An 18875-nucleotide genomic window follows, 5' to 3' on the forward strand; every position below is an offset into this window, starting at 1 on the left:
GCGCGTGGACCTGAGCTACCTAGCCTTTTTCCTTGTAGGCCAAGTAGGTACAGAATCAAGCTGCCTTGCAGGTGAAATTTGTTTTGAATTCGCTTTTTACGCCATCAGCATCTTCTAGTGTTACCAAGATATCAACGATCTGAGTCTTGGTATCTGTGGGGCCATTGCACCACCATGTGGTGTTGAATGGAGTTGTCTGCTCTTGTTCATAGACGAAAATATCGTCCGGACAACCCCACCCAGCAGGGCAGTTGGTGACTTTTCGAGTCCGCTTAACAGGAAACTGCGGGTTTCCAACAAAAGTAATGGGAACATTGATCTTCGGCCCATTCAAATTTGCGACCGCTTTGGGGACAGATGTGATTTTCTGAGGGACGCAAGTTTTACCGTCTCTGTTGACTCTGTAGCCCTTCTCAATTCCCTTCATTGCTGCTTCTTGGAACGCAGTGTCTCTAAAGGCTGCGGCATCTTGTGGGTTTGAATGAAAGCCAACTTCAATTATATTTGCTGGGACCTCAACAGCTTCTCTGTTCTCTCCGTAGTTTCCTGCTGTTGGAGTGTTTACTCGCCAGGTTTCGTACCCCGGGGTAGCGTTGATTATTTCTTTCATTGAGCAGGATATCGCTGCTGCCAGCTCTTGACTCGGTGTGCTGCCTGTTTGGTAGAGAATTCTGGTGCCTCTCACTGTTGTGTCATCTGCTGCATCAGTGTGCAAACTTATAATTGCTTTTGCATTGAGATGGCGGGCATATTTTGGCCGAGAAAGAATATCTTTATCCTTTTCTGTGGTCACAGAGGCACTATTCCAGATGTCTGTTTCTGTCGGTAAAATTCGCGCCAAGTGGTATTTGGCAGCAAGCTGCCACCATGGAAGTTTTGTCTGCCCCTCAATGGTTGAGGATGTGGATCGAGGAAATGTTATCGTTTCGTCAGATCTTGTACGAAGAAATTCCGCGAGTTTCGATGCTAGCGTTGGATTGTCGACATCCTCATGCCACCCGTTCATTGCTGGTCGCTGCCATCCCCAACCACCGGTTACCTTAGTTCGCCCATGTCCTGCAGAAACAACTACTGGGCTGTCCGCATCAGCAGAAGGATTCACAGTTGTTTTGTTTCTAAGGTGTTTAGGTTTCCATTCGGTGGGGGCGAATAATTTGTCCCCTGGCACTCCGCCGAATGTGAAGGTAGTCCCTTCGACAACAAACGAGTCGCTCAAGAGTTGGTACGCCACCACTTCGAGTTGGTGGAGTTGTTCTTCCACGTCTCCAGAGATGTATTTGTCGCCTTTCGGAATGAAGTCGCGGCCCATCTCGATCATCACGGTTGACGTCTGGCTATCAAGCCGGACAGTAATCGGCTGTACTTTCTGTCCTGGGAGCCTTTTTTGCTTGTTGACGACTTGCTGAAGTTCAGCCGTCAGCATCTTACTGAGGTCTGCCTTCTGCTGAATGGTCAGGCTTGCAATGCTAGGGGGGGCAGGGCTTGCCAGCACCGGTGAGCCAATAGTCAGTGCTGCTGAGATTGCGACAGCTGCACACGCGTAGCGAAGTTCGGGGAGCACCCTTACTGACTTGCCATGAAAGAAACGCTTCATAAATCACTCCATGATTTCGGGGGATGGGAAAGCCCCGGGTCGCTGCAGCATTCCGTTGCTTCCCCAAGGTCAACGTACCCGCATTCCAATCCCGCGTCAAAAACCCGACGCTTCTAATGTGCGTATGGTCATCTTTGCTCGCGTAACTCGCTCGGACTGTCATGCTTCTGACTTGGCTGCTTCACTCACCTAAGTGATTCAGGAGTTGATCGCGTACGATTTGCCGATCTTCAGCGGAAAGGCCGAGCAGGACGCGTTTCTCATAACGTGCCCTTGGACCACCAGGCCTCACTTGCTCGGTCAGACCCTCTTGATGCGTGCGCGCAATGCGCGACACACGACCCACAAACCCTACGCTCACAGCGTTAGGACTGGCGCTGACCTTGAAATACTTTGCTTGCCGCAGCTTGGCAAACATCTTCGCGCGTTTGACGCGTCCAGACTTCTGCCGCAACTGCTGCTTGCGCGGTGCGTAAGGCGAGCCATCGGGCGCCTGCTGCTTGCCGATGCGCTGGCTCTGCGAGCGCCTAAGCTCGGTGCCGATCTTGCTCGCCAACGTGCGGCGTTCGCCCGGCTGAAGGCGCGCCAGCAGCGGCGCTGCCCAGCTCTCCAGCGCGGTCAGCTCATCCATGGATCGATCACGGGTTCGGGCGCATGGACTATGTCGTAGCCGCCGCCGTCCTTCGCGGTGACCACGACACGCTCGGTCAGCGGCAACTTGATCGATAGATCCACGGCATCGTTGGCGAGGATGTCGGCTTCGAAGGCAATCTCGCCACGGCGCGCCGGGTTGGACAGCAACTCGGATTGATTGACCTGTACCCATTCCAGCAGCGGCAGCATCACGCTGTCGGGGTGGCCGGCGTAGTCGGTCAGGATCAGGTTGAGCGTGTACTGGTACTCGAACGACAGCCCGGGCTGGAACGTGCTGACCAGGCTGCCGGCGTCGATGAACACCAGCAGCCGGTCGGCATCACGTGCCAGGTCCGGCAGTACGGCCACGAGATGCGCGCGCAGGCTGGCAGGCTTGATCACGGCGCCGGCTCCGGTGCGTGCAGGTCAATCCAGTCCTGCAGCGCGCTCAGCTGCGCGGCGGTGGCATGGCAGCTGGTGTAGTTGTCGGAGACGGTACCGGCAATGCCAGAGAGCGTAATGCCGGCGGCCGGCGCATCAGGATCTCCGGCGGGCGGCCCGGCAGGGTGGCCCGTGGCGGCGGCGTCATGCAGCCGCACAAAGCCAGCAGGGATAGCGCAAGCAGCATCGGCTTTCTGGGTGACATAGATCGGGATCTCGCGGGTGATGGTGGCGCCGGTTTCGCGCACGATCTGCACGCGGTCGACGTACTGCGTCACGACGGTGGTGGAGCCTTTGGCGCTGTCGCGTTCCGCCTCGGCCCGGCGCTTGGCCTGCAGCGCGGCATCGCGGTCTGCCTGCGCGGCGCTGACGCGCCGCTCCTGCCACACGCAGCCACCGACGAGCACCGCAATCAGCGCCAGCAAGATGATCAGGCGCGTGACCATCAGCTCACGCCCAGCATCTGCAGGGCGCGCTGCGTGCGCGTGACGCGATCGCTGTGGCCTTCGGGCAAGCGCTTGGCGCGCACGTTGCCCAGGTTGATCTTGCGGCCCAGGCCCAGCACATCGCCGGCATCGGCCAGGACATTCAGCCCGTTGTCTTGCCAGTAAGCCGCCGCACCCAGTGCGCTTGGCTCGATCTGCAGCAGCAGGTCGGGCTGCTCTTCGACCGGCAAGCCGATCAGCACACCGATACGGCGGTAGTTGCCCCGGAAGGTGTGTTGCATCGGACCACGGCCCCGGTGGCGATAGCCATCGCCGCTGGCTTCGTTGCCGTTGCCCAGGCGGTCGGCGTAGACGAAGTTGGCCAGGCCCACCGGATTGCGCAGGAACTTGGGTGCCTGTGCCGGCGTGATGCGTGCGCCGAACACTTCCAACAGCCGTGCGCTGGTGGTGTAGGTCAGCCCTTCTTCCATGCGCGACAGGCTCAGGCTTTCGTGGCCGACCTGGCCGAGCCAATGCGCGGCGCGACGCTTGGTGGTGATGCCGAAGCGGTTGGCGGCGGCGAGCAGTGGGCCGTGCCAGCGCTGTGCGCGTTGGGCCGAGCACTGCATGATTGAGGCGAGCTGGGTATCGGTGAACATCAATCGACCTTCAGGATGCGCGCCACATTGCCCTGGGCGCGGTAGGTGAGCACCGCCAGCACGAGCAACGTGCCCAGGTGCCAGAGACTGACTTGCGAGCCGGCGCCGGCCAGCAGGATGTGCAGCGCCTGGCCGCCGGTGCTGGCGATCAGCAGCCACGCGCACCAGCCCGCGCCGCGTCGATGTCGCGCATCGACGGGCCGGTGGTAGGTAAGCAGGCGGACGCAGATGGCGAGCGAGGCCATCAACGTCAGGACGGTGACCAGGCTATGCACTGGGCGGACCTCCACGACGTAGGAAGGAAAAGTCGAAGGACTTGCTCTTTTCGATCAAGCCCAGCGTGACGGTGATGGCGCACGCCGCGCTGGCGAAGGCGGCCACGCCACTGGACTTGATCGGCAACCAGCGCAGGATTTCCGGCGCCAGCTGGTAGCCGGCGATCACGCTCACCGGGAAATAGATCAGCCGCGCCAGCAGCGGTTGCTTGGCGGCGGACACCACGAACAGCGCGCCGCCGGCGAAGGCGCCGATCAGGGCATCGCCATCGATGCCAGGCAGCACGGAGGCAAGGCCCACACCGGTGGCGATCAAAAAGCCGCTCGATACGGAGGTGGGTTCGGTCATCAGATCAGTCCCATAGCTGCACAAGCGGCGTCATTGCCGCTGTGGTGGTGGTTACCTCGGGCAACTCCACCGGCGTGCCATGCGGCAGCACGGCGCCCAGCTCGGCCAGGCCGGGATTGAGGAGATAGGTGCGCTCGACCAGGCCGGCCGTGCTGCCCAGGTGGCGCCAGCACAGCAGGTCGACGGTGTCGCCTTGCATGGTATGCACGCGCATCAGATGAGTTCCACCGTGCTGCGCGGTTTGTCCTGTAGATCGCGCACGGCCCAGCGCTGGTCGCGGCGCAACTCGGTAATGCTGGGCGACAAGTCGTCAGCGCGCTGGTTGGCGCTGTCGGTGGCATCGAAGCTGCGGTAGCGCTCTGCCACCTCGACGGCGGTGGCGCACGCCACCGCACGCAGATACAGCTGCACGCGCCGCGAGACGCCATCGACGGTAGTGCTGGGCACGTCAGTCAGCGCCGCGTAGCCAGCCGCCTGTTGCGTCTGCGACCAGGTCTGCAGCTCATCGTTGACCGCCAATATGGCGGCGACGATGGCGTGGCGCAGACGCGCATCGGTCACGGTGCCATCCAAGCGCATGCTCGCCCGCACATCGGCCGGTACGATCGCCGGCCAAAACGGCGCATTGGCGATCGCATCAGGCGTGGCGCTGGTGGTGCCGGTGGCAGTGAATCCGCTCATGGATGGCTCGGAAGAGATCGCCGGTGGTCGGGGCGTCACCGCAGCGAAGAAGTGCTGTGGATTGGCCCCGAGCCGGCGAGGGTTGCGGGGACGCTCGGTTATGCGCTGGTGCCCGCAGGCTCAGCGCTGAACTTTTTCAAGAGGCGCTCGGCGCGCTCCAGATCCTTCTTGCCGCCGCAGCTGCCGTGCAGCGCGATGGCGCGCTGCAGGTCGGCCACTGCGGCGGCCACGATGGGCCGCGCCTGGTCGGCGGGCGTCTCGTCGGTGATGCCAGCCAGCGATGCGCGTGCCAGCGCCAGGTGCAGCTTGGCGCGCACCTCATCGGGCATGTCCTGCTCAGCGGTCAGCGTGGCGGTGTCGGCCAGCACGGCCGCATCGAAGGCCTGGCCGGTCTTCTGCGCCGACAAGGCCGCCTCGGCGATCTCTTCGGCCAGCACGCAACCCACCGTGCGGGAGAAGCGGTCGGGCATCTGCAGGTTGTGCTTGAGCACATAGGCGCCCAGGTCCAGCGCGCCGGCATAGTCGCCGGCATCAATGCGCCACACCATGCACGTCATGACGACCTCGTCCTGCGCGCCCTGACCACCGGCAAGCACGCCGGCCAGATACGGCACGTAGGTCGGCAGCAGCTGCACCTTGAGCGCAGCCTTGCCTTGGGTGGACTGGATCTGCTTCAGCCGCAGGCGATCGCTTTGCAGCTGCGCCATATGCTGCTCGTAGGCCGTTGCACCGGCCATCAGCTGGTGCGGGGCGCGCTGGGCCGCTTCCAGCTCGGCGAGCACGCGGCTGTGGTGACGTTTGGCGGGACTGTCGGCCATGGCTTAGGCCTCGATCTCGATGTGCTCGACCACGCAGCCCAGGCCGTAGTCTTCGACCACGTACGCATCGTTGGAGGACTCGTAGTTCTCGATGCGATCGCGCGCGGGCACTTCCTGGATGTAACGGCGACGGCCGCCGGTCTGGTAGTAGATCGACAGGTTCGCCAGCGAGGTGACCATCAACGCGCCGTCCGGCAGGTACGGCACCTCGGCCACCTGCAGGCCGCCGACGCGGCGCTGGCTCAAGATCAAGTCGGTGGCGATCTTCTCGCTCGCCGGCTGGTCCTTGTTGACCATCGGGAAATACTTGTCGTGCATGAGGTCGCGGCCGAGCACCACCACCAGGCTCGGATCCTTGCGGTGCCATGGGTCCAGCAGGTTGCTCACCACGTCGTACACCAACGCATCGAGGTTGCCGTAATCGGCACCGGCGCCGCCGATAACGACCTTGCCTGCCGCTTTGCCGCTCGCCAGTACGCGCTGAGCGGCGTTGGTGCGGTACTGCTGCAGCCAACCGATGTTGACGTCTTGCAGCAGCGGGAACGCAGCGCGGTCGGTGTCAGCAGCGGCATGCGTGCCGTTAAAGCCGATCTGCAGACGGTCCAGTGCCTGACGCTTGACGATGGCATCGCGCAGGCGCGCCTGGAAGTCGGGGAACTTGGCCCAGGTATCGAGCAGCGCATACGGGATGGCGGTGTCGAAGTCGGTCTTCTTGGCGACGTATTCGTTCTTGTCGAGCGCGGCGACATTGCGCGGGATGCGGGTCTTGCCGGCGCCGGTGTCGGTTCGGCTGGCGATGCTGCCGGTGACGCCGATGCCCACCTTCTGGCCGGACAATTCGTCTACCGGGATGATGTTGATCTTGGACAGGAACTCGCTCGATTCCTGCATGCGCGTTTCCAGCTTCTGCTGCACGGTCGGATCGACAGCGAAGGAATGGAAGGCAGAGGCGATGCCGTTGAGCTTAGCGATCTGATCGGCGAACTGGTTGAACTGCAGGCGGGTGGCGTTTTGCATGGTGGCTCCGAAAGGTGTGGCGCTGCGGCGTGTGTGTGGTGTGGGATCAGCAGTCGGTCAGCACGGCCGCGCCGCCGCCGGTGACCACCGGGCGTGCGGGCTGAGCCGGATCGGGCTGCTGTGAGAGCGAGGCGCGCAGCTGCGCCAGATCGTTTGCCAGCTGTTCGTGCTGGGACTTCTGCTCGGCGTGTTCGGACTGTAGGCGGTTGAAGCGTTCGTCCTGGCCGCGCACGTGCTCGGCGATCTGTTCGATGCCTTCGCCCAGGTCTGCGAACTGCTCGGCGGTGATGGCGGTGGCGTCTTCGCTCTTGAGCGCGGTGCGGATCCGGCTCAACAGACTGGCGACCGGCCCTTCGCTGACTTCGCTGAATTCCAGCGCGGTCTCCTCGGCGACGGTGAACAGGTTGCCGGGCGATTGCTTGCGATCGGCCAGCGGGTTGGCATCCGGGTTCTGGCTGGCGAAGCTGAGCATGGAGGTGCCCAGGCTGGCCGGCGAATCAGTGACCGCCAGGCCAACCAGATACGCCTTGCCGGTGTTGGCGAACTTCTCTTGCACCTCGATGCTGGTGTAGAGCTTCTGCTTGGACTTGTTGATGGTGATCAGGTCGGCGGTCGGCTCGATCTGTGCGAACAGCGCCAGACGCTTGGTGCCGTCGATCTCGACCTCTTCCGCCTTGACCGCAGTGACATCGCCATACGCGCGGAACGGCGAGTCCGGCAGCAGGCTGCGCATGTGCTCGATCCAGATGCGGGCGTTGTAGGTCTCGCGGTTGTAGGTGGTGGCCATGTCGTCGATCCAGCTGCGCTGAATCGTGCGGCCATCGGTGGTGGCGCCTTCGACGGCCACGCGGAACCAGTTGGAACGGAATTTCTTGGCCTTGCCCGACATGGGTGTCCTCTGCGCTGGATGCGTTTGCGATGACCTATGGTCAAACGCGACGCACAACGCAGCAACGCAATCACCCTGTAAACCAGGCGATTACGCGTCGTTCAACTGTCGGGATTAAGAGGTGGGCCGCACCCTGGTCGGCATGCAAAGCGTTGCCACCCAGCTCCCGATGGACACCCGCAGACAGGCGAAATTCCTGTACTGGATGGGATGGCGCGTGACCGAAATTGCGCAGGCCATCGGCGAGAACGAGAAGACTGTACACAGCTGGAAGTCGCGTGACGAGTGGGATCGCGCAGATAACGTTGAGCGCATCGGCGGAGCACTGGAAGCACGCCTGGTCGTGCTGATCATGAAGCCAGAAAAATCCGGCGGCGACTTCAAGGAAATTTATCTGCTGCACCGGCAGCTGGAGCGCCAGGCGCGCATCCAGCGCTACCAGGGCGGCGGCAACGAAGCCGACTTGAATCCAGCGGTGGCCAACCGCAACGCCGCGCCGAAGAAGAAGCCCAAGCGCAACGACTTCACCGAAGAGCAGGTCGAGCAGCTGACCACGGCGTTCATCGACGGCTGCTTCGACTATCAGCGCGATTGGTACCGGGCCAGCAACGAGCGCACCCGCGTCATCCTCAAGTCGCGCCAGATCGGTGCCACGTTCTACTTCGCCCGCGAGGCGCTGATCGATGCGCTCACCACCGGACGCAATCAGATCTTCCTCAGCGCGTCCAAGGCGCAGGCGCACCTGTTCCGTGGCTACATGCAGCAGTTCGTGCGCGAGACGATCGACGAGACGCTTTCGGGTGGCGACAGCATCGTGTTCCCCAACGGCGCCGAGTTGTTTTTTCTGGGCACCAATGCGCGCACCGCCCAGGGCTACCACGGCAATTTCTACTTCGACGAGTTCTTCTGGACCTATGGGTTCAACGAGTTAAACAAGGTCGCTAGCGGCATGGCGATGCACAAGAAGTGGCGCAAGACCTACTTCAGCACGCCATCGAGCATGGCCCACGAGGCTTACACGTTCTGGACCGGCGAGCGCCGCAACAAGGGCAAGCCGGCCGCGCAGCGGATTCAGATTGATGTCTCGCATGACGCGCTGGCCGGTGGTCGCCGCTGCCAGGACCGCGCCTGGCGGCAGATCGTCAACATCCTCGACGCACAGCGCCGTGGTTGCGATCTGTTCGACATCGACGAGCTGCGCGAGGAATACAGCCCGGACGCCTTCGCCAACCTGTTGATGTGCGAGTTCGTCGACGACGGCGCCAGCATCTTCCCACTGGCGATGCTGCAGCCGTGCATGGTCGACAGCTGGGTGGAGTGGGGCCAGGACTACAAGCCGTTCGCTGCGCGTCCCTACGGCGATCGCGCGGTGTGGATCGGCTACGACCCGGCCGAGACGGGCGACACCGCTGGCCTGGTCGTGCTGGCGCCACCGCAGCAGCCCGGCGGCAAGTTCCGGCTGCTGGAGCGCATCCAGTTCCGAGGCATGGACTTTGCCAAGCAGGCCGCCGAGATCGAGCGCATCACGCGTCGCTACTGGGTGACCTACATCGGGATTGACACCACCGGCATGGGCAGCGGCGTGGCGCAGCTGGTGAAGCAGTTTTTCCCGAATCTGGTCACCTTCAGCTACTCGCCCGAGGTCAAGACCCGCCTGGTGCTCAAGGCGTTCGACGTGATCCACAACGGCCGGCTGGAGTTCGACGCCGGTTGGACCGACGTGGCGCAGTCGTTGATGGCCATCCGCAAGACCATGACGGCCAGCGGCCGGCAATCCACCTTCACCGCTGGCCGCTCGGAAGAGACCGGCCACGCGGACCTTGCTTGGGCACTGTTCCACGCGCTGCAGAACGAACCGCTGGAAGGGCGCACCGCGCGCAACTCCGGCTTCATGGAGATCTCTTGATGTTGACCGACCAGCTGCCCGCCACCGCGCCTGCAGCGCCTGCCGTGCCAGCACGCGCCGAGGCCTTTACTTTTGGCGACCCGACGCCGGTGCTCGATGGGCGCGGCGTGCTGGACTATCTGGAGTGCTGGCAGAACGGGCGCTGGTACGAGCCGCCGGTGGCGCTGGACGGCCTGTCCAAGACTACGCGCAGCAATCCGTTCCTGCAGTCCGGTCTGATCTTCAAGCGCAACATGCTGGCGCGGACCTTCAAGCCGCACCGGCTGCTGACACGCGAAGCCTTCGAGCAGCTGTCGCTGGACTGGATCACGCTGGGCAATGGCTACCTTGAGCGCCGTCGCAACCGGCTGGGCGGCGCGCTGTCGCTGACCGCGCCGCTGTCCAAGTACGTGCGGCGCGGCATCACCGAGGGCGAGTACTTCCAAGTGCGCACCTGGCACGATGAGCACGTGTTCGAGCCGGGTAGCGTGTTCCAGCTGCGCGAAGCCGATGTCGATCAGGAACTCTACGGCCTGCCCGAGTGGATGCCGGCGATGCAATCGGCGCTGCTCAACGAGTCGGCCACGCTGTTCCGCCGCAAGTACTACAACAACGGCTCGCACGCCGGTTTCATCCTGTACCTGACCGACCCGCAGCAAAGCCAGGAAGATGTGGACGCGCTGCGTAACGCCATGAAGGGCGCCAAGGGGCCGGGTAACTTCCGCAACCTGTTCCTGTACTCGCCAGGCGGCAACAAGGATGGCTTGAAGCTGATCCCGGTCAGCGAAGTGGCGGCCAAGGACGAGTTCAGCGGCATCAAAGGCATCACCCGCGACGACATGCTGGCCGCGCTGCGGATCCCGCCGCAGCTCATGGGCATCGTGCCGCAGAATGCCGGCGGTTTCGGCTCGATCCGCGAGGCCGCTGCCGTTTGGGCCGCCAACGAGCTCGAACCCCTGCAGGCGCGCATGTTGAAGATCAACGACTGGGTGGGCGATGAAGTGATCGCCTTCACCCCCTACGCGCCGCCAGCGGCGCCACAGCCTTAACCCCACGCAAGACAGCTCAATGCTCAAGAACCTCCGTTGTGGCGACTGCGCCCGCCTGCTGTGCAAGGCCGGTGCATTCGATGAAATCCAGATTAAGTGCCCGCGTTGCGGCACGCTCAATCACCTGAAGGCCGAGAGCCTCACCTCCGATCGCCGCGAGCGAATCCAAGAAGGCTCTCACCATGAAAAATCAGCTCCTGCAGGGCGACGCCCTGGCCATCCTGCCCACGCTCGACGCGAACTCGTTCGACGCGCTGATCACTGATCCGCCGTATGCCAGCGGCGGTCTCACTGCTGCGGCACGGGCCAAGCCGCCATCGCAGAAGTACGTCCAGGGCGGTGGCGCGCAACTGCACGCCGACTTCGTTGGCGACGAGCGCGACCAACGCTCACACCTGAAGTGGATGCACCTGTGGTTGTCCGAGTGCGCGCGTGTGCTCAAGGACGGCGCACCGGTGCTGCTCTTCACCGACTGGCGGCAGCTGCCGCTGACCACCGACGCGCTACAGATCGCCGGCTTCACTTGGCGCGGCATCACCGTCTGGGACAAAACCGAAGGCGTGCGGCCCCAACTTGGCCGCTTCCGCAACCAGGCCGAATACATCGTCTGGGGCAGCAAGGGCAACATGCCGCTGGATCGCCGTGCGCCTGTGCTGCCGGGTGTGATCCGTGCGTCGGTGCGCAAAGCCGACAAGCACCACCTGACTGGTAAACCCACCGAATTGATGCGGCATCTGGTGCGGATCTGCGAGGCGGGTGGGCGCGTGCTTGATCCGTTTGCTGGCAGCGGAACCACGTTGGTGGCTGCGCAGCTGGAAGGATTCGAGGCGGTCGGGATCGAGATGGATCAAAATTACGCTGCTGTGACACGACAACGCATTGCGCAATAGCAAAGAGCTGCTTATGCAGCTCTTCAAGTCCGAATTTTGCAAAAACCAGGTCAGTAAGGTTTCCTGAATTTTATCGATAAATAAATTCAAGGGCTAGTCTGCAGTTTGTTCTTAATTCGCCCTCGTCGATCGACGCCAGGTCAATTGCCGGTTCGCCCTCAGCGTGATGGAAGTGCTTTGCATATTCATTCAAGGCATGAAGCTTAGGAACATAAGCTTTAAGAGCTGCCAATGGCGAATTGGCTGATGACTTGTCGATTTCATTAATGCATTCGCCTAGCATCTTGCCACGTTTTACATCATTGGGAAATTGCCTGTGAATAGAAGATTCTACGGCAACCCGAAGCGCGAGAGCTGCCAATTGTTTGTCCGAATCTTCCTTGGCATCGCGAAATCCCACAATCGCTTTTAAGTTATCCTGATAGAAGCTTGCACATTCTTTGGCCAAGTCTAATAAGCCGAATGTGGAATAATCACCTTGTGCAGTTGTAATTTTCACATAAGTTCTTGTTTTAGGTTTCTTAAATTGAGGTATCCGTTCCAAGGAATCATCTAGCGACTGTAAAAAACTGGCATCATGAGCCAAAATTATCAATTGCCTGCATTCGACTGCTAGCTTTTTTAAAATTTGGATAGTATGGCTTCTTCTCATTCTGTCCAGACTGCACATTGGATCATCGATCACGACGATTTTTGAAGGCAAACCGGGGTCATTCTGGACTTTTGCGATAAAAAAAGCGAAGGCGAGTGCTCGCTTGTCACCTTCGCTCAACGCTGTCCCAAATGCTGTTCCTTCGTCGCCTGATAGAAGAATGGGTGATTCTCTGAGTTTTAACACGTAGTTGCTGCGTGGTGCCGCCCCCGCGCCGCGGAAACTCATCCCTAGTTGCTCAATGCTGAGCTTAGTGCCGAACAAATTCAGTAATGTGTTTATCGAATTTTTATAGGTTTCTAGTGTCGTAGTTAGTGATGTTGCTAACTCATTTTTTGCTTCGTCTCTCACCTTGGTAAGAGCTTTTATTTCTGCCGTTAAATTATCGTATATAGCTAAAGCTGCGATCCCGCTTGCCGAGTGGCGATTCACCGCCCCTTTGATCTTGGCAATCTGTAGCTTAAAGCCATCCGCGCTGGCTGCACTAAGTTGGTCTTTATAATTTTTTATATCAGAATTCGCCGCTTTCACCATTTGAGCAGACACTGATAATTGTAAATTAATAAAGGACCATTGTCTCTTCGCCTCGGCTCTCTGTTCAGCTGTTCCAATAGACTCTAGGGGGCGTTGAGCCTTGAATCTGACGAGCGGCAGGATGAAGCTTTTTAAATCATCTACTTTATTTTGAACGGACATAACGTCGTACTGGATAGGGCGAGCTTTTACCTGCTCATTCCATCCATTAAGTACGGCTATTGCGGTGTCAACTTGTTGGTAATATTCGGCTGACAGCGTATCTCTGAGTTTGTGATTGACTTGGCTCTCTAATTTTGCGGATTTGTCTCTAAGTGTTTGGTAGGCCTCGTTGAAGTATGCGGCGTATGCGGACGTGAGAGCATTGCCATTTAGCGAGGTCTCGCAGTACGGACAGGTGTCATTTCTCGTATGCGTAAGGCCATGGCTGAGCCAGTTCGCAAAATCCATGTCATCGTGATCGGATATGTGCTTTTTGACGCGGGCATTTGCTGTGTCCGAGAGTGATGGAAGGCTTTCGGCCAATATATCGAATAGCGCGTCGATAGAGAACGCTGGAAGCACGGGCTCAACGGCAGCTGGCTTTTTCCTAATTGCCTCAATATTCGTAGCGGCATCGAGCTTTGCATTGAGTGATGCTAGCTGTGCTGCCGGATCGGCTACTTCAGCTAATGCGACGTAGGTGGAAAAGCTAAGCCCCTGATGTTGTAGCAAAATGACGCTGGTTTGCTGGCGTTGCTCAGCAGTCTTCTGCGTCAGTTCGCGTTGTGCTTTCTCCTGGCGAATTTTTGCACCGACAGAACCTTCGCCGATTGCGAAATCGAGTAGCTTGGCTCGGTGTTCGGCTGTGACTTCTGCGCCAGCATAGACGTTGCGTGCCACGAACTCCGCGTCGAACACTAAGATATCCGCTGCGTGGTTATCCCAGCCTTGGTTCCCGAAACTTACGGTGAGAGGCGTTCCATCTACTCCAGTAAAAATCAAGACAGCGCTTTGGGGCTCGGCGCTGTCCAATGTAGCGCGTCTCCGAATGGCAGCTACATCGTTATCCGCTGAAGCTCTGAGTATTGCTGAGAGTGTTGATTTCCCCCGTCCATTCTCACCAAAAAAAAAAGTAACTTTCGCTAACTCAGGACTAGGCCCGGCGTTATGGAAGAGTCCGGTTCCGCTCAATTTTGAGATTTGCGTAAGCATATTTCACCCCCTGATGAATCCGGAATATCGCCCAGTTCATGTTGCTCGTCAAAGCGCGCGCAATCGTCGCCCCGCCACGCCTGCGGTCTTCATGGGGCTGTTTCGCTGCATGCCTGTGGGGGCACTCGAGGCCCGGCTCCATTAGTGCGGGCGTCGGTTTGCGGCGGACTGTTTTCCCTGCGAAAGCCTGCGCCAAAGGTGCCCAGCTGGCACGGCCCTGGTGCTCGGCATCGCAGGTTGCCCCGACCGCAATTTTTGATGTGACCAGCGGGAAGAGGTAATCGGTAATTAGCCTGCTTGGAACTGTCCTATGTGGCTGATTCGCATGGGGAAAAGATGATTACCTTTTGAGGTGATCTGAGGTAATCCGCAGCTCTGTAAAAAGTAATGTCATTGATTTTTAAGGCTTTTCTGTCTGGGCAAGATTACCCGATAGAAAGGTAATCAGATTACCTACGAATTACCCTTTTATTACCTTCAATAATTCTTCTTAAGTTATTGATATTTATAGTTAAATGGCTGGCCGGAAGCAGGTGGTTACCAGAATTACCCAATCCCGATGGTCACTTCTAAATTCAGCTTATGCGCGCATTGCCACTGTCCAGACTGCTCATGCCATCGCTCACACGCTCTCCGATGCATGCAGGCACGCCTCTCATGAAACGACCATCCCAGCGCGTTTGGTGAGAGGCCGGCCTGTTGTCGATCGCTTTAGCAGGTAGCGCGGGGCAGGTCTGCCAGCGAGGTGGTGAAGCGGCCGGACAGCAGATCCTGCCGCGATGCCCAGGCGGGTGAGGCTTGCCAGCCGCTCGCGCCCAGGCCTGCAGTGCCGCGCCCGAAGCGGCGATTGATCGCATCCAAGGTGCTCATCAGCTTGTCGTCGCCGACACGCGCCGGCGTGAACAGGTCGCCCTGCAAATCTTCCGGCTTAGCCAAGTCGGCCAGGAAGACGCCGGCCTTTTTGTAGGAAAAGCCCTCGCGCATGAAGCCCTGAAACAGGCGTCGCACTGTCGTCAGGACGATCCGGCTGTCAGATGTCGCCGATGCAAGGGGGGCGGTTCGCGATGGGTTGTGCTGCGGCGTGCCCGGCTTGAATGAGTCCGTTTCGGCAAAGATCCCAATCGCGCAGGCGGTTAGCCCACGCATGCGCAGCTTCTCGGTGGCGCGCATGGCGAAGGTGGCCAGCGCATCGGCCATGTCTTGCGGATCGGTCACCCACACCCCGAACGATCGGCTGACCATGATCTGCTGGCGATCGGGCTCGATCTCCTCGAGCTCCAAACAGGCGTGGCCCTGCAGTTCGCGCTGAGTGCGCGCCATCACCACCCCGAACTCAGCCAGCAGGTCGTCTGCAGGCGCGTCACGCAGATCCGCTGCCGTTGCTACACCGCGTTCCTGCAGGCGAGCACCCCAGCGTCGCCCTACGCCCCACAGGTCGCCGACAGCGGTCGCGCGGAGCACCGCATCTAACTCGCCTGGGTTGAGTGCCGCCAGGTCACAGACGCCGGCCAGCCCGGCCGGATAGCTGCCGGGCTTACGTGCCGCGTCCTTGGCGACCCGGTTGGCCAGCTTCGCCAGGGTCTTTGTCGGCGCGATGCCGATGCAGTTGGGGATGCCCGTCCATTGGTGAACGCGCTCGCGTAGGTCGGTGGCCAGCTGCTGGCGATCGCGAATGCCGGTGAGGTCAAGGAACGATTCGTCGATCGAGTACACCTCCACGCGCGGCGCGGCCTGGCGCAGGATTACGCCGATGCGCGAGGCAATGTCGCCATACAGCCCGAAGTTCGCCGAGCGCAGCGCAAGCCGGCGGCGCACCGGGGCGGGCACCTTGTGGATCGGTTGCCCCATGGCCACGCCGAGCGCTTTGGCCTCATCCGATCTCGCGATGGCGCAGCCATCGTTGTTGCTCAGCACGACCAGCGGCCTGCCACGCAGCTCCGGCTGGAACACCCGCTCGCAGCTGGCGTAGAAGTTGTTGCCGTCGATCAGCGCAAACATCAGCGGCCAGCGCGGGCGTGGGTGCGGGTCACCTGTCGGACGACGCCAACCACGGCGAACACCTCCACCTCCGTCCCTGGCGCCAAGACAATCGGCGCGCAGTGCGGGCTGCTGCTGTGCAGCTCGATGTGGTCAGACGCGACCTGCAGGATCTTGCAGACTGGCTGATTGCCGTCCCAGATGGCCAGCACCATGTCGCCGTTGATCGGGCGCACCGAGCGGTCCACCACAAGGATGTCGCCGTCGCAGACCCCGGCGAGAAGCATGCTCCAGCCCTCAGCGCGGTAGAGGAATGTGGCCGGCGGGTTGCGGATCAGCACCTGGTTCAGATCGAGCTCGTCATCCTGAAAGTCCTCGGCAGGCGAGGGGAAGCCGAGCTGGATCCGAAGCGCGCTAACCGGCAGCCGCAAAGGCGCAGGATCAATACAGGCCGGCCCAAGTGGGCGGGCATAGGTATAGGGTAGAGGGAGGGACGACATGACGCGAACTCTCGCGGGCAGAAGTCTCAGATGTCGAGACGGCCTGTGAAGTTAGCAAAATTACTAAGCGGGGCGTTGTCATAACGCCTGCTTGCAATGAATCCCCTATCTCAAAGCATCCTTGGTTACGAGCACTACTTAGGCAGTGGGTGGCTCTCGCTAGCCAGAATAGACCCGTCATCTGTCACTAAGCCATTTGACCAGGACACAAAGCGGGTGTGAATTGATTTCACAGCCTCTTCCAACGACACGCCTTTCTTCAATAGGTTAATTCCGTGAAGAAAGCGACTTTTATATTCAGGGGAAGGCTTTGTGAATACCAATAGCTGACCATTCCTATGCGACACGGTAGCCATAGGATCTAATGACGTCGCTAGCCTACCCGCATGCTCTAAGTCGGCCTTGGTAGTGTCGAACGTATAAAGCTTACGCTTTTCGGTATCAATGGAATTATAAGGCGACGCCGTCTGGCTGACTATTCGATTCAGCCTTGCGTCCATGGCGTCAAGTCTCTCGACTATGAACTCACCGAACGGAACGTCTTCGTTCTGGAGCTTTCTGGGCGATATATGCCTGAAGTGCTTCAAGAAGGGCGAGAATGCAGGGTCTTTGGCTTTGTCGGCGGTACTGACAATCTTCTGTCTCAGCTTTTCCTTGAATACCCCGATGGCACGGTAATGAAGGGATTTCGGATATGGGACATGCTCAATGACCCCAGTATCGAAGGAATAATTTGTCTCCTCGTCCTTCACAATCACCACTGGTTTATCGAACGCTAACCGCATTCCAAGTTCAAACATCACGTTTGGGTTTCTAGAGCTCACATCACACACAACTATGGGATCATCAAATATGTTCTGGACGATGGTTCCATGGATGACAGCAATAGAATCTGCGTCACTCACGAGGCGTGCGTGGTATCCGGCTGCGCCGATTGCCTCCGCCAAGATATCTCCCACATCAGACCAATGGCCCGTAGAGTAGCCATCGGTAGCCGCAATTGGTCGGATGATCCCACAGGTTGGAACAGACGCTTCCTCGATATTCATGTCGATCTCGACTGTCCCCTTTACCCCGCGATCCTGTGGCTGTTCCTTCGTCTTCATGCACTTCCCCTGTTGTTGACCGACTTGCTGACCAATTGTCGCGCGTCCCCCTCTTCTTGGCTAGTTGGCCCCTCAGCGGGCCCTTGGCGATGGTTCGAAACGACAGGCAGATTCTTCGCAGTTTAGGGAAGGCCGCTTGCCTCGTATGGCGCCAGCATGAAGCCTGATCACTGGAGACGGACGTGGCACTCAATAGTGGAATCGACCGGGAAATTGGAGGTAGGGGCGGCACAGCGAGAATGATTTCACGCATACGTCGCGGGAAAATTATTTCCCCTAAGTGGCTGATTACACTGACCAAATTGGAGGACTCATAATCCTTTGGTTCCAGGTTCGAATCCTGGTGGGCCCACCAATAGATGGCAGGCACTTGGGACGCGCGCCCAAGTGCCTTTTTTGTGGTCTTCGGAACACTGTCGGGAGCCGTCGGAGACCTGTCGGAAACGGTCTCTTGTTTTGCTGATCGCGGTGTCGGCGTGTTCTCGATGAGCGACTGCGTGTGCCGGGTTCATCGTTCCTCTCCAGCGCGATGCGCTTGCTTGCGCAGCCAAGTGAGGACCTCGATTGCCGGGTCCACGCGCATGCAGGCATGCAGCCGTCCCAGCACGACGCTTAGCGCATCGCTGCCCGGCAATATGTCCTCAAAGCCGGCGGCTTCGCAGGCGATGAGGACCGGCGGTAGATCGGGCTGCGCATCGGAATGCAGCATGGCCAGCACGTAGCCTTGCATCATCTCGAAGCTGAGGGTGACGCCGGTGCAGACGCGGAAATGTTTGCTCGTGCTCATCGCCGCACCTGCGCAGGCAATGCATTGAAAGCAGCGATTGCATCTCCGTTGATAAACGTGAGGCCGTGGATGGCCTTGCCTGTACGTGCGAGACGTGCCTTCAAGTGCAGCCACGGTGAATGGCTGCATGCGAGGGTGTTGGCGATCAGGTCGAGATGCTGGTCGACTTGGCGCAACGCAGACGCAGATACTTCATGGGTGTCGTAAGACATACTGGACTCCTTTTGTATTTTGGAATCCGTCACCCAGACGCCAAGCGGGGTGACGGCCGGTGCGCGGTTGGCGCGCCGGCCAAAAGGAACCGGTGGCTGAGGTATCCCCACGTTTTACAGCACCAACGTCATCTGCTCGCGGACTGCGTCGGGCAGTGTGCGTAAGCGTTCTAGCCAGCGTGAGACCGGTTCCATCGGCCAGCGCCTGACCAACGCCTCGCGGCCGACACGCAGTGTCGAATAGAGCTTGCGGGTGCTGTTGCGCGGCGACAGCCACTGCGCGATGCCGGTGGCTTCGCAGCCCAGTC

22 protein-coding genes, 1 tRNA gene and 1 pseudogene are annotated in these 18875 nt (G+C 59.8%); 5 read left to right on the forward strand and 19 right to left on the reverse strand.

The features are described 5' to 3' along the window. Window positions 1-55: 55 nt before the first annotated feature. The 12 genes from A7D16_RS21135 to A7D16_RS03300 all read right to left on the reverse strand — a co-directional run bounded on the left by A7D16_RS21135 (window position 56) and on the right by A7D16_RS03300 (window position 7781). On the reverse strand, window positions 56-1594 hold the full coding sequence (locus tag A7D16_RS21135; RefSeq protein ID WP_082925708.1) for an N-acetylmuramoyl-L-alanine amidase: 1539 nt from the start codon (window positions 1592-1594) through the stop codon (window positions 56-58). Window positions 1595-1775: 181 nt separating this feature from the next. Further along, window positions 1776-2225 (reverse strand): phage virion morphogenesis protein, encoded by a 450-nt coding sequence (locus A7D16_RS03250; RefSeq protein ID WP_064629786.1) that lies wholly within the window; start codon window positions 2223-2225, stop codon window positions 1776-1778. Beyond that, the gene (locus tag A7D16_RS03255) at window positions 2213-2629 is read right to left on the reverse strand and encodes a phage tail protein (RefSeq protein ID WP_064629788.1); all 417 of its coding nucleotides are present in this window, start codon (window positions 2627-2629) and stop codon (window positions 2213-2215) included. Before A7D16_RS03255 ends, A7D16_RS03250 begins: the two co-directional genes overlap by 13 nt. Further along, window positions 2626-3114 carry a hypothetical protein gene (locus tag A7D16_RS03260; RefSeq protein WP_064629790.1) on the reverse strand — a complete coding sequence of 163 codons (489 nt, stop codon included), beginning with the start codon at window positions 3112-3114 and terminating at the stop codon, window positions 2626-2628. The genes A7D16_RS03255 and A7D16_RS03260 overlap by 4 nt, the downstream gene beginning before the upstream one ends. Then, the gene (locus A7D16_RS03265; protein WP_064629792.1) at window positions 3114-3752 is read right to left on the reverse strand and encodes a glycoside hydrolase family 19 protein; all 639 of its coding nucleotides are present in this window, start codon (window positions 3750-3752) and stop codon (window positions 3114-3116) included. Before A7D16_RS03265 ends, A7D16_RS03260 begins: the two co-directional genes overlap by 1 nt. Next, entirely contained in the window at window positions 3752-4027 is a 276-nt protein-coding gene (locus A7D16_RS03270; RefSeq protein ID WP_064629794.1) for a phage holin family protein, read from the reverse strand. Before A7D16_RS03270 ends, A7D16_RS03265 begins: the two co-directional genes overlap by 1 nt. Next, window positions 4020-4376, reverse strand: a complete 357-nt coding sequence (locus A7D16_RS03275) for a phage holin family protein (RefSeq protein ID WP_005929454.1) — start codon at window positions 4374-4376, stop codon at window positions 4020-4022. Before A7D16_RS03275 ends, A7D16_RS03270 begins: the two co-directional genes overlap by 8 nt. Before the next feature lie 4 nt (window positions 4377-4380). Further along, a complete protein-coding gene (locus tag A7D16_RS03280) occupies window positions 4381-4590 on the reverse strand; it encodes a tail protein X (RefSeq protein ID WP_064629796.1) in 210 nt (69 codons plus the stop codon). Next, window positions 4590-5057, reverse strand: a complete 468-nt coding sequence (locus A7D16_RS03285) for a head completion/stabilization protein (RefSeq protein ID WP_064629798.1) — start codon at window positions 5055-5057, stop codon at window positions 4590-4592. Before A7D16_RS03285 ends, A7D16_RS03280 begins: the two co-directional genes overlap by 1 nt. Before the next feature lie 98 nt (window positions 5058-5155). Then, window positions 5156-5875 (reverse strand): phage terminase small subunit, encoded by a 720-nt coding sequence (gene gpM, locus A7D16_RS03290; RefSeq protein ID WP_064629799.1) that lies wholly within the window; start codon window positions 5873-5875, stop codon window positions 5156-5158. A 3-nt stretch (window positions 5876-5878) separates the two neighbouring features. Continuing rightward, complete coding sequence (locus tag A7D16_RS03295; protein WP_064629801.1) at window positions 5879-6892, reverse strand: phage major capsid protein, P2 family; 1014 nt, start codon at window positions 6890-6892, stop codon at window positions 5879-5881. 46 nt (window positions 6893-6938) lie between these two features. Further along, window positions 6939-7781 (reverse strand): GPO family capsid scaffolding protein, encoded by an 843-nt coding sequence (locus A7D16_RS03300; RefSeq protein WP_064629803.1) that lies wholly within the window; start codon window positions 7779-7781, stop codon window positions 6939-6941. A 142-nt stretch (window positions 7782-7923) separates the two neighbouring features. Here A7D16_RS03300 and A7D16_RS03305 point away from each other — a divergent pair, with 142 nt between their 5' ends. From A7D16_RS03305 to A7D16_RS03315, 4 genes are read left to right on the forward strand one after another with little or no spacing between them, the layout of a single operon-like run. Beyond that, entirely contained in the window at window positions 7924-9687 is a 1764-nt protein-coding gene (locus A7D16_RS03305; RefSeq protein ID WP_193395430.1) for a terminase ATPase subunit family protein, read from the forward strand. Further along, on the forward strand, window positions 9687-10715 hold the full coding sequence (locus tag A7D16_RS03310) for a phage portal protein (protein WP_064629807.1): 1029 nt from the start codon (window positions 9687-9689) through the stop codon (window positions 10713-10715). Before A7D16_RS03305 ends, A7D16_RS03310 begins: the two co-directional genes overlap by 1 nt. Before the next feature lie 19 nt (window positions 10716-10734). Then, window positions 10735-10980 carry a Com family DNA-binding transcriptional regulator gene (locus tag A7D16_RS21140; protein ID WP_082925709.1) on the forward strand — a complete coding sequence of 82 codons (246 nt, stop codon included), beginning with the start codon at window positions 10735-10737 and terminating at the stop codon, window positions 10978-10980. Next, window positions 10898-11605 (forward strand): DNA-methyltransferase, encoded by a 708-nt coding sequence (locus A7D16_RS03315; protein WP_064629809.1) that lies wholly within the window; start codon window positions 10898-10900, stop codon window positions 11603-11605. The genes A7D16_RS21140 and A7D16_RS03315 overlap by 83 nt, the downstream gene beginning before the upstream one ends. Window positions 11606-11675: 70 nt before the next feature. Here the strand turns inward: A7D16_RS03315 and A7D16_RS21145 are convergent, their stop codons facing one another. The 4 genes from A7D16_RS21145 to A7D16_RS03330 form a co-directional block, all read right to left on the reverse strand. Further along, complete coding sequence (locus A7D16_RS21145) at window positions 11676-13985, reverse strand: AAA family ATPase (RefSeq protein WP_082925710.1); 2310 nt, start codon at window positions 13983-13985, stop codon at window positions 11676-11678. Between the two features lie 711 nt (window positions 13986-14696). Continuing rightward, on the reverse strand, window positions 14697-15983 hold the full coding sequence (locus tag A7D16_RS03320) for a Y-family DNA polymerase (protein ID WP_064629811.1): 1287 nt from the start codon (window positions 15981-15983) through the stop codon (window positions 14697-14699). Further along, window positions 15983-16462, reverse strand: coding sequence for a LexA family protein (locus tag A7D16_RS03325; protein WP_064629813.1), 480 nt, complete (start codon window positions 16460-16462; stop codon window positions 15983-15985). Before A7D16_RS03325 ends, A7D16_RS03320 begins: the two co-directional genes overlap by 1 nt. Window positions 16463-16596: 134 nt before the next feature. Further along, complete coding sequence (locus A7D16_RS03330) at window positions 16597-17568, reverse strand: hypothetical protein (RefSeq protein ID WP_064629815.1); 972 nt, start codon at window positions 17566-17568, stop codon at window positions 16597-16599. 260 nt (window positions 17569-17828) lie between these two features. Between A7D16_RS03330 and A7D16_RS03335 the strand changes: the two genes are divergently transcribed. Further along, window positions 17829-17923, forward strand: a tRNA-Met gene (locus tag A7D16_RS03335). Between the two features lie 153 nt (window positions 17924-18076). Here A7D16_RS03335 and A7D16_RS03340 read toward each other — a convergent pair. From A7D16_RS03340 to A7D16_RS03350, 3 genes and pseudogenes are all read right to left on the reverse strand, one after another. Next, window positions 18077-18355, reverse strand: a complete 279-nt coding sequence (locus tag A7D16_RS03340; protein ID WP_064629817.1) for a hypothetical protein — start codon at window positions 18353-18355, stop codon at window positions 18077-18079. Next, on the reverse strand, window positions 18352-18567 hold the full coding sequence (locus tag A7D16_RS03345) for a hypothetical protein (RefSeq protein ID WP_064629819.1): 216 nt from the start codon (window positions 18565-18567) through the stop codon (window positions 18352-18354). Before A7D16_RS03345 ends, A7D16_RS03340 begins: the two co-directional genes overlap by 4 nt. 114 nt (window positions 18568-18681) lie before the next feature. Next, window positions 18682-18875: pseudogene (locus A7D16_RS03350) on the reverse strand (IS4 family transposase); the annotation flags it as partial.

This window comes from Xanthomonas nasturtii, from assembly GCF_001660815.1.
In the GTDB taxonomy this organism is placed as follows: Bacteria; Pseudomonadota; Gammaproteobacteria; order Xanthomonadales; family Xanthomonadaceae; genus Xanthomonas; species Xanthomonas nasturtii.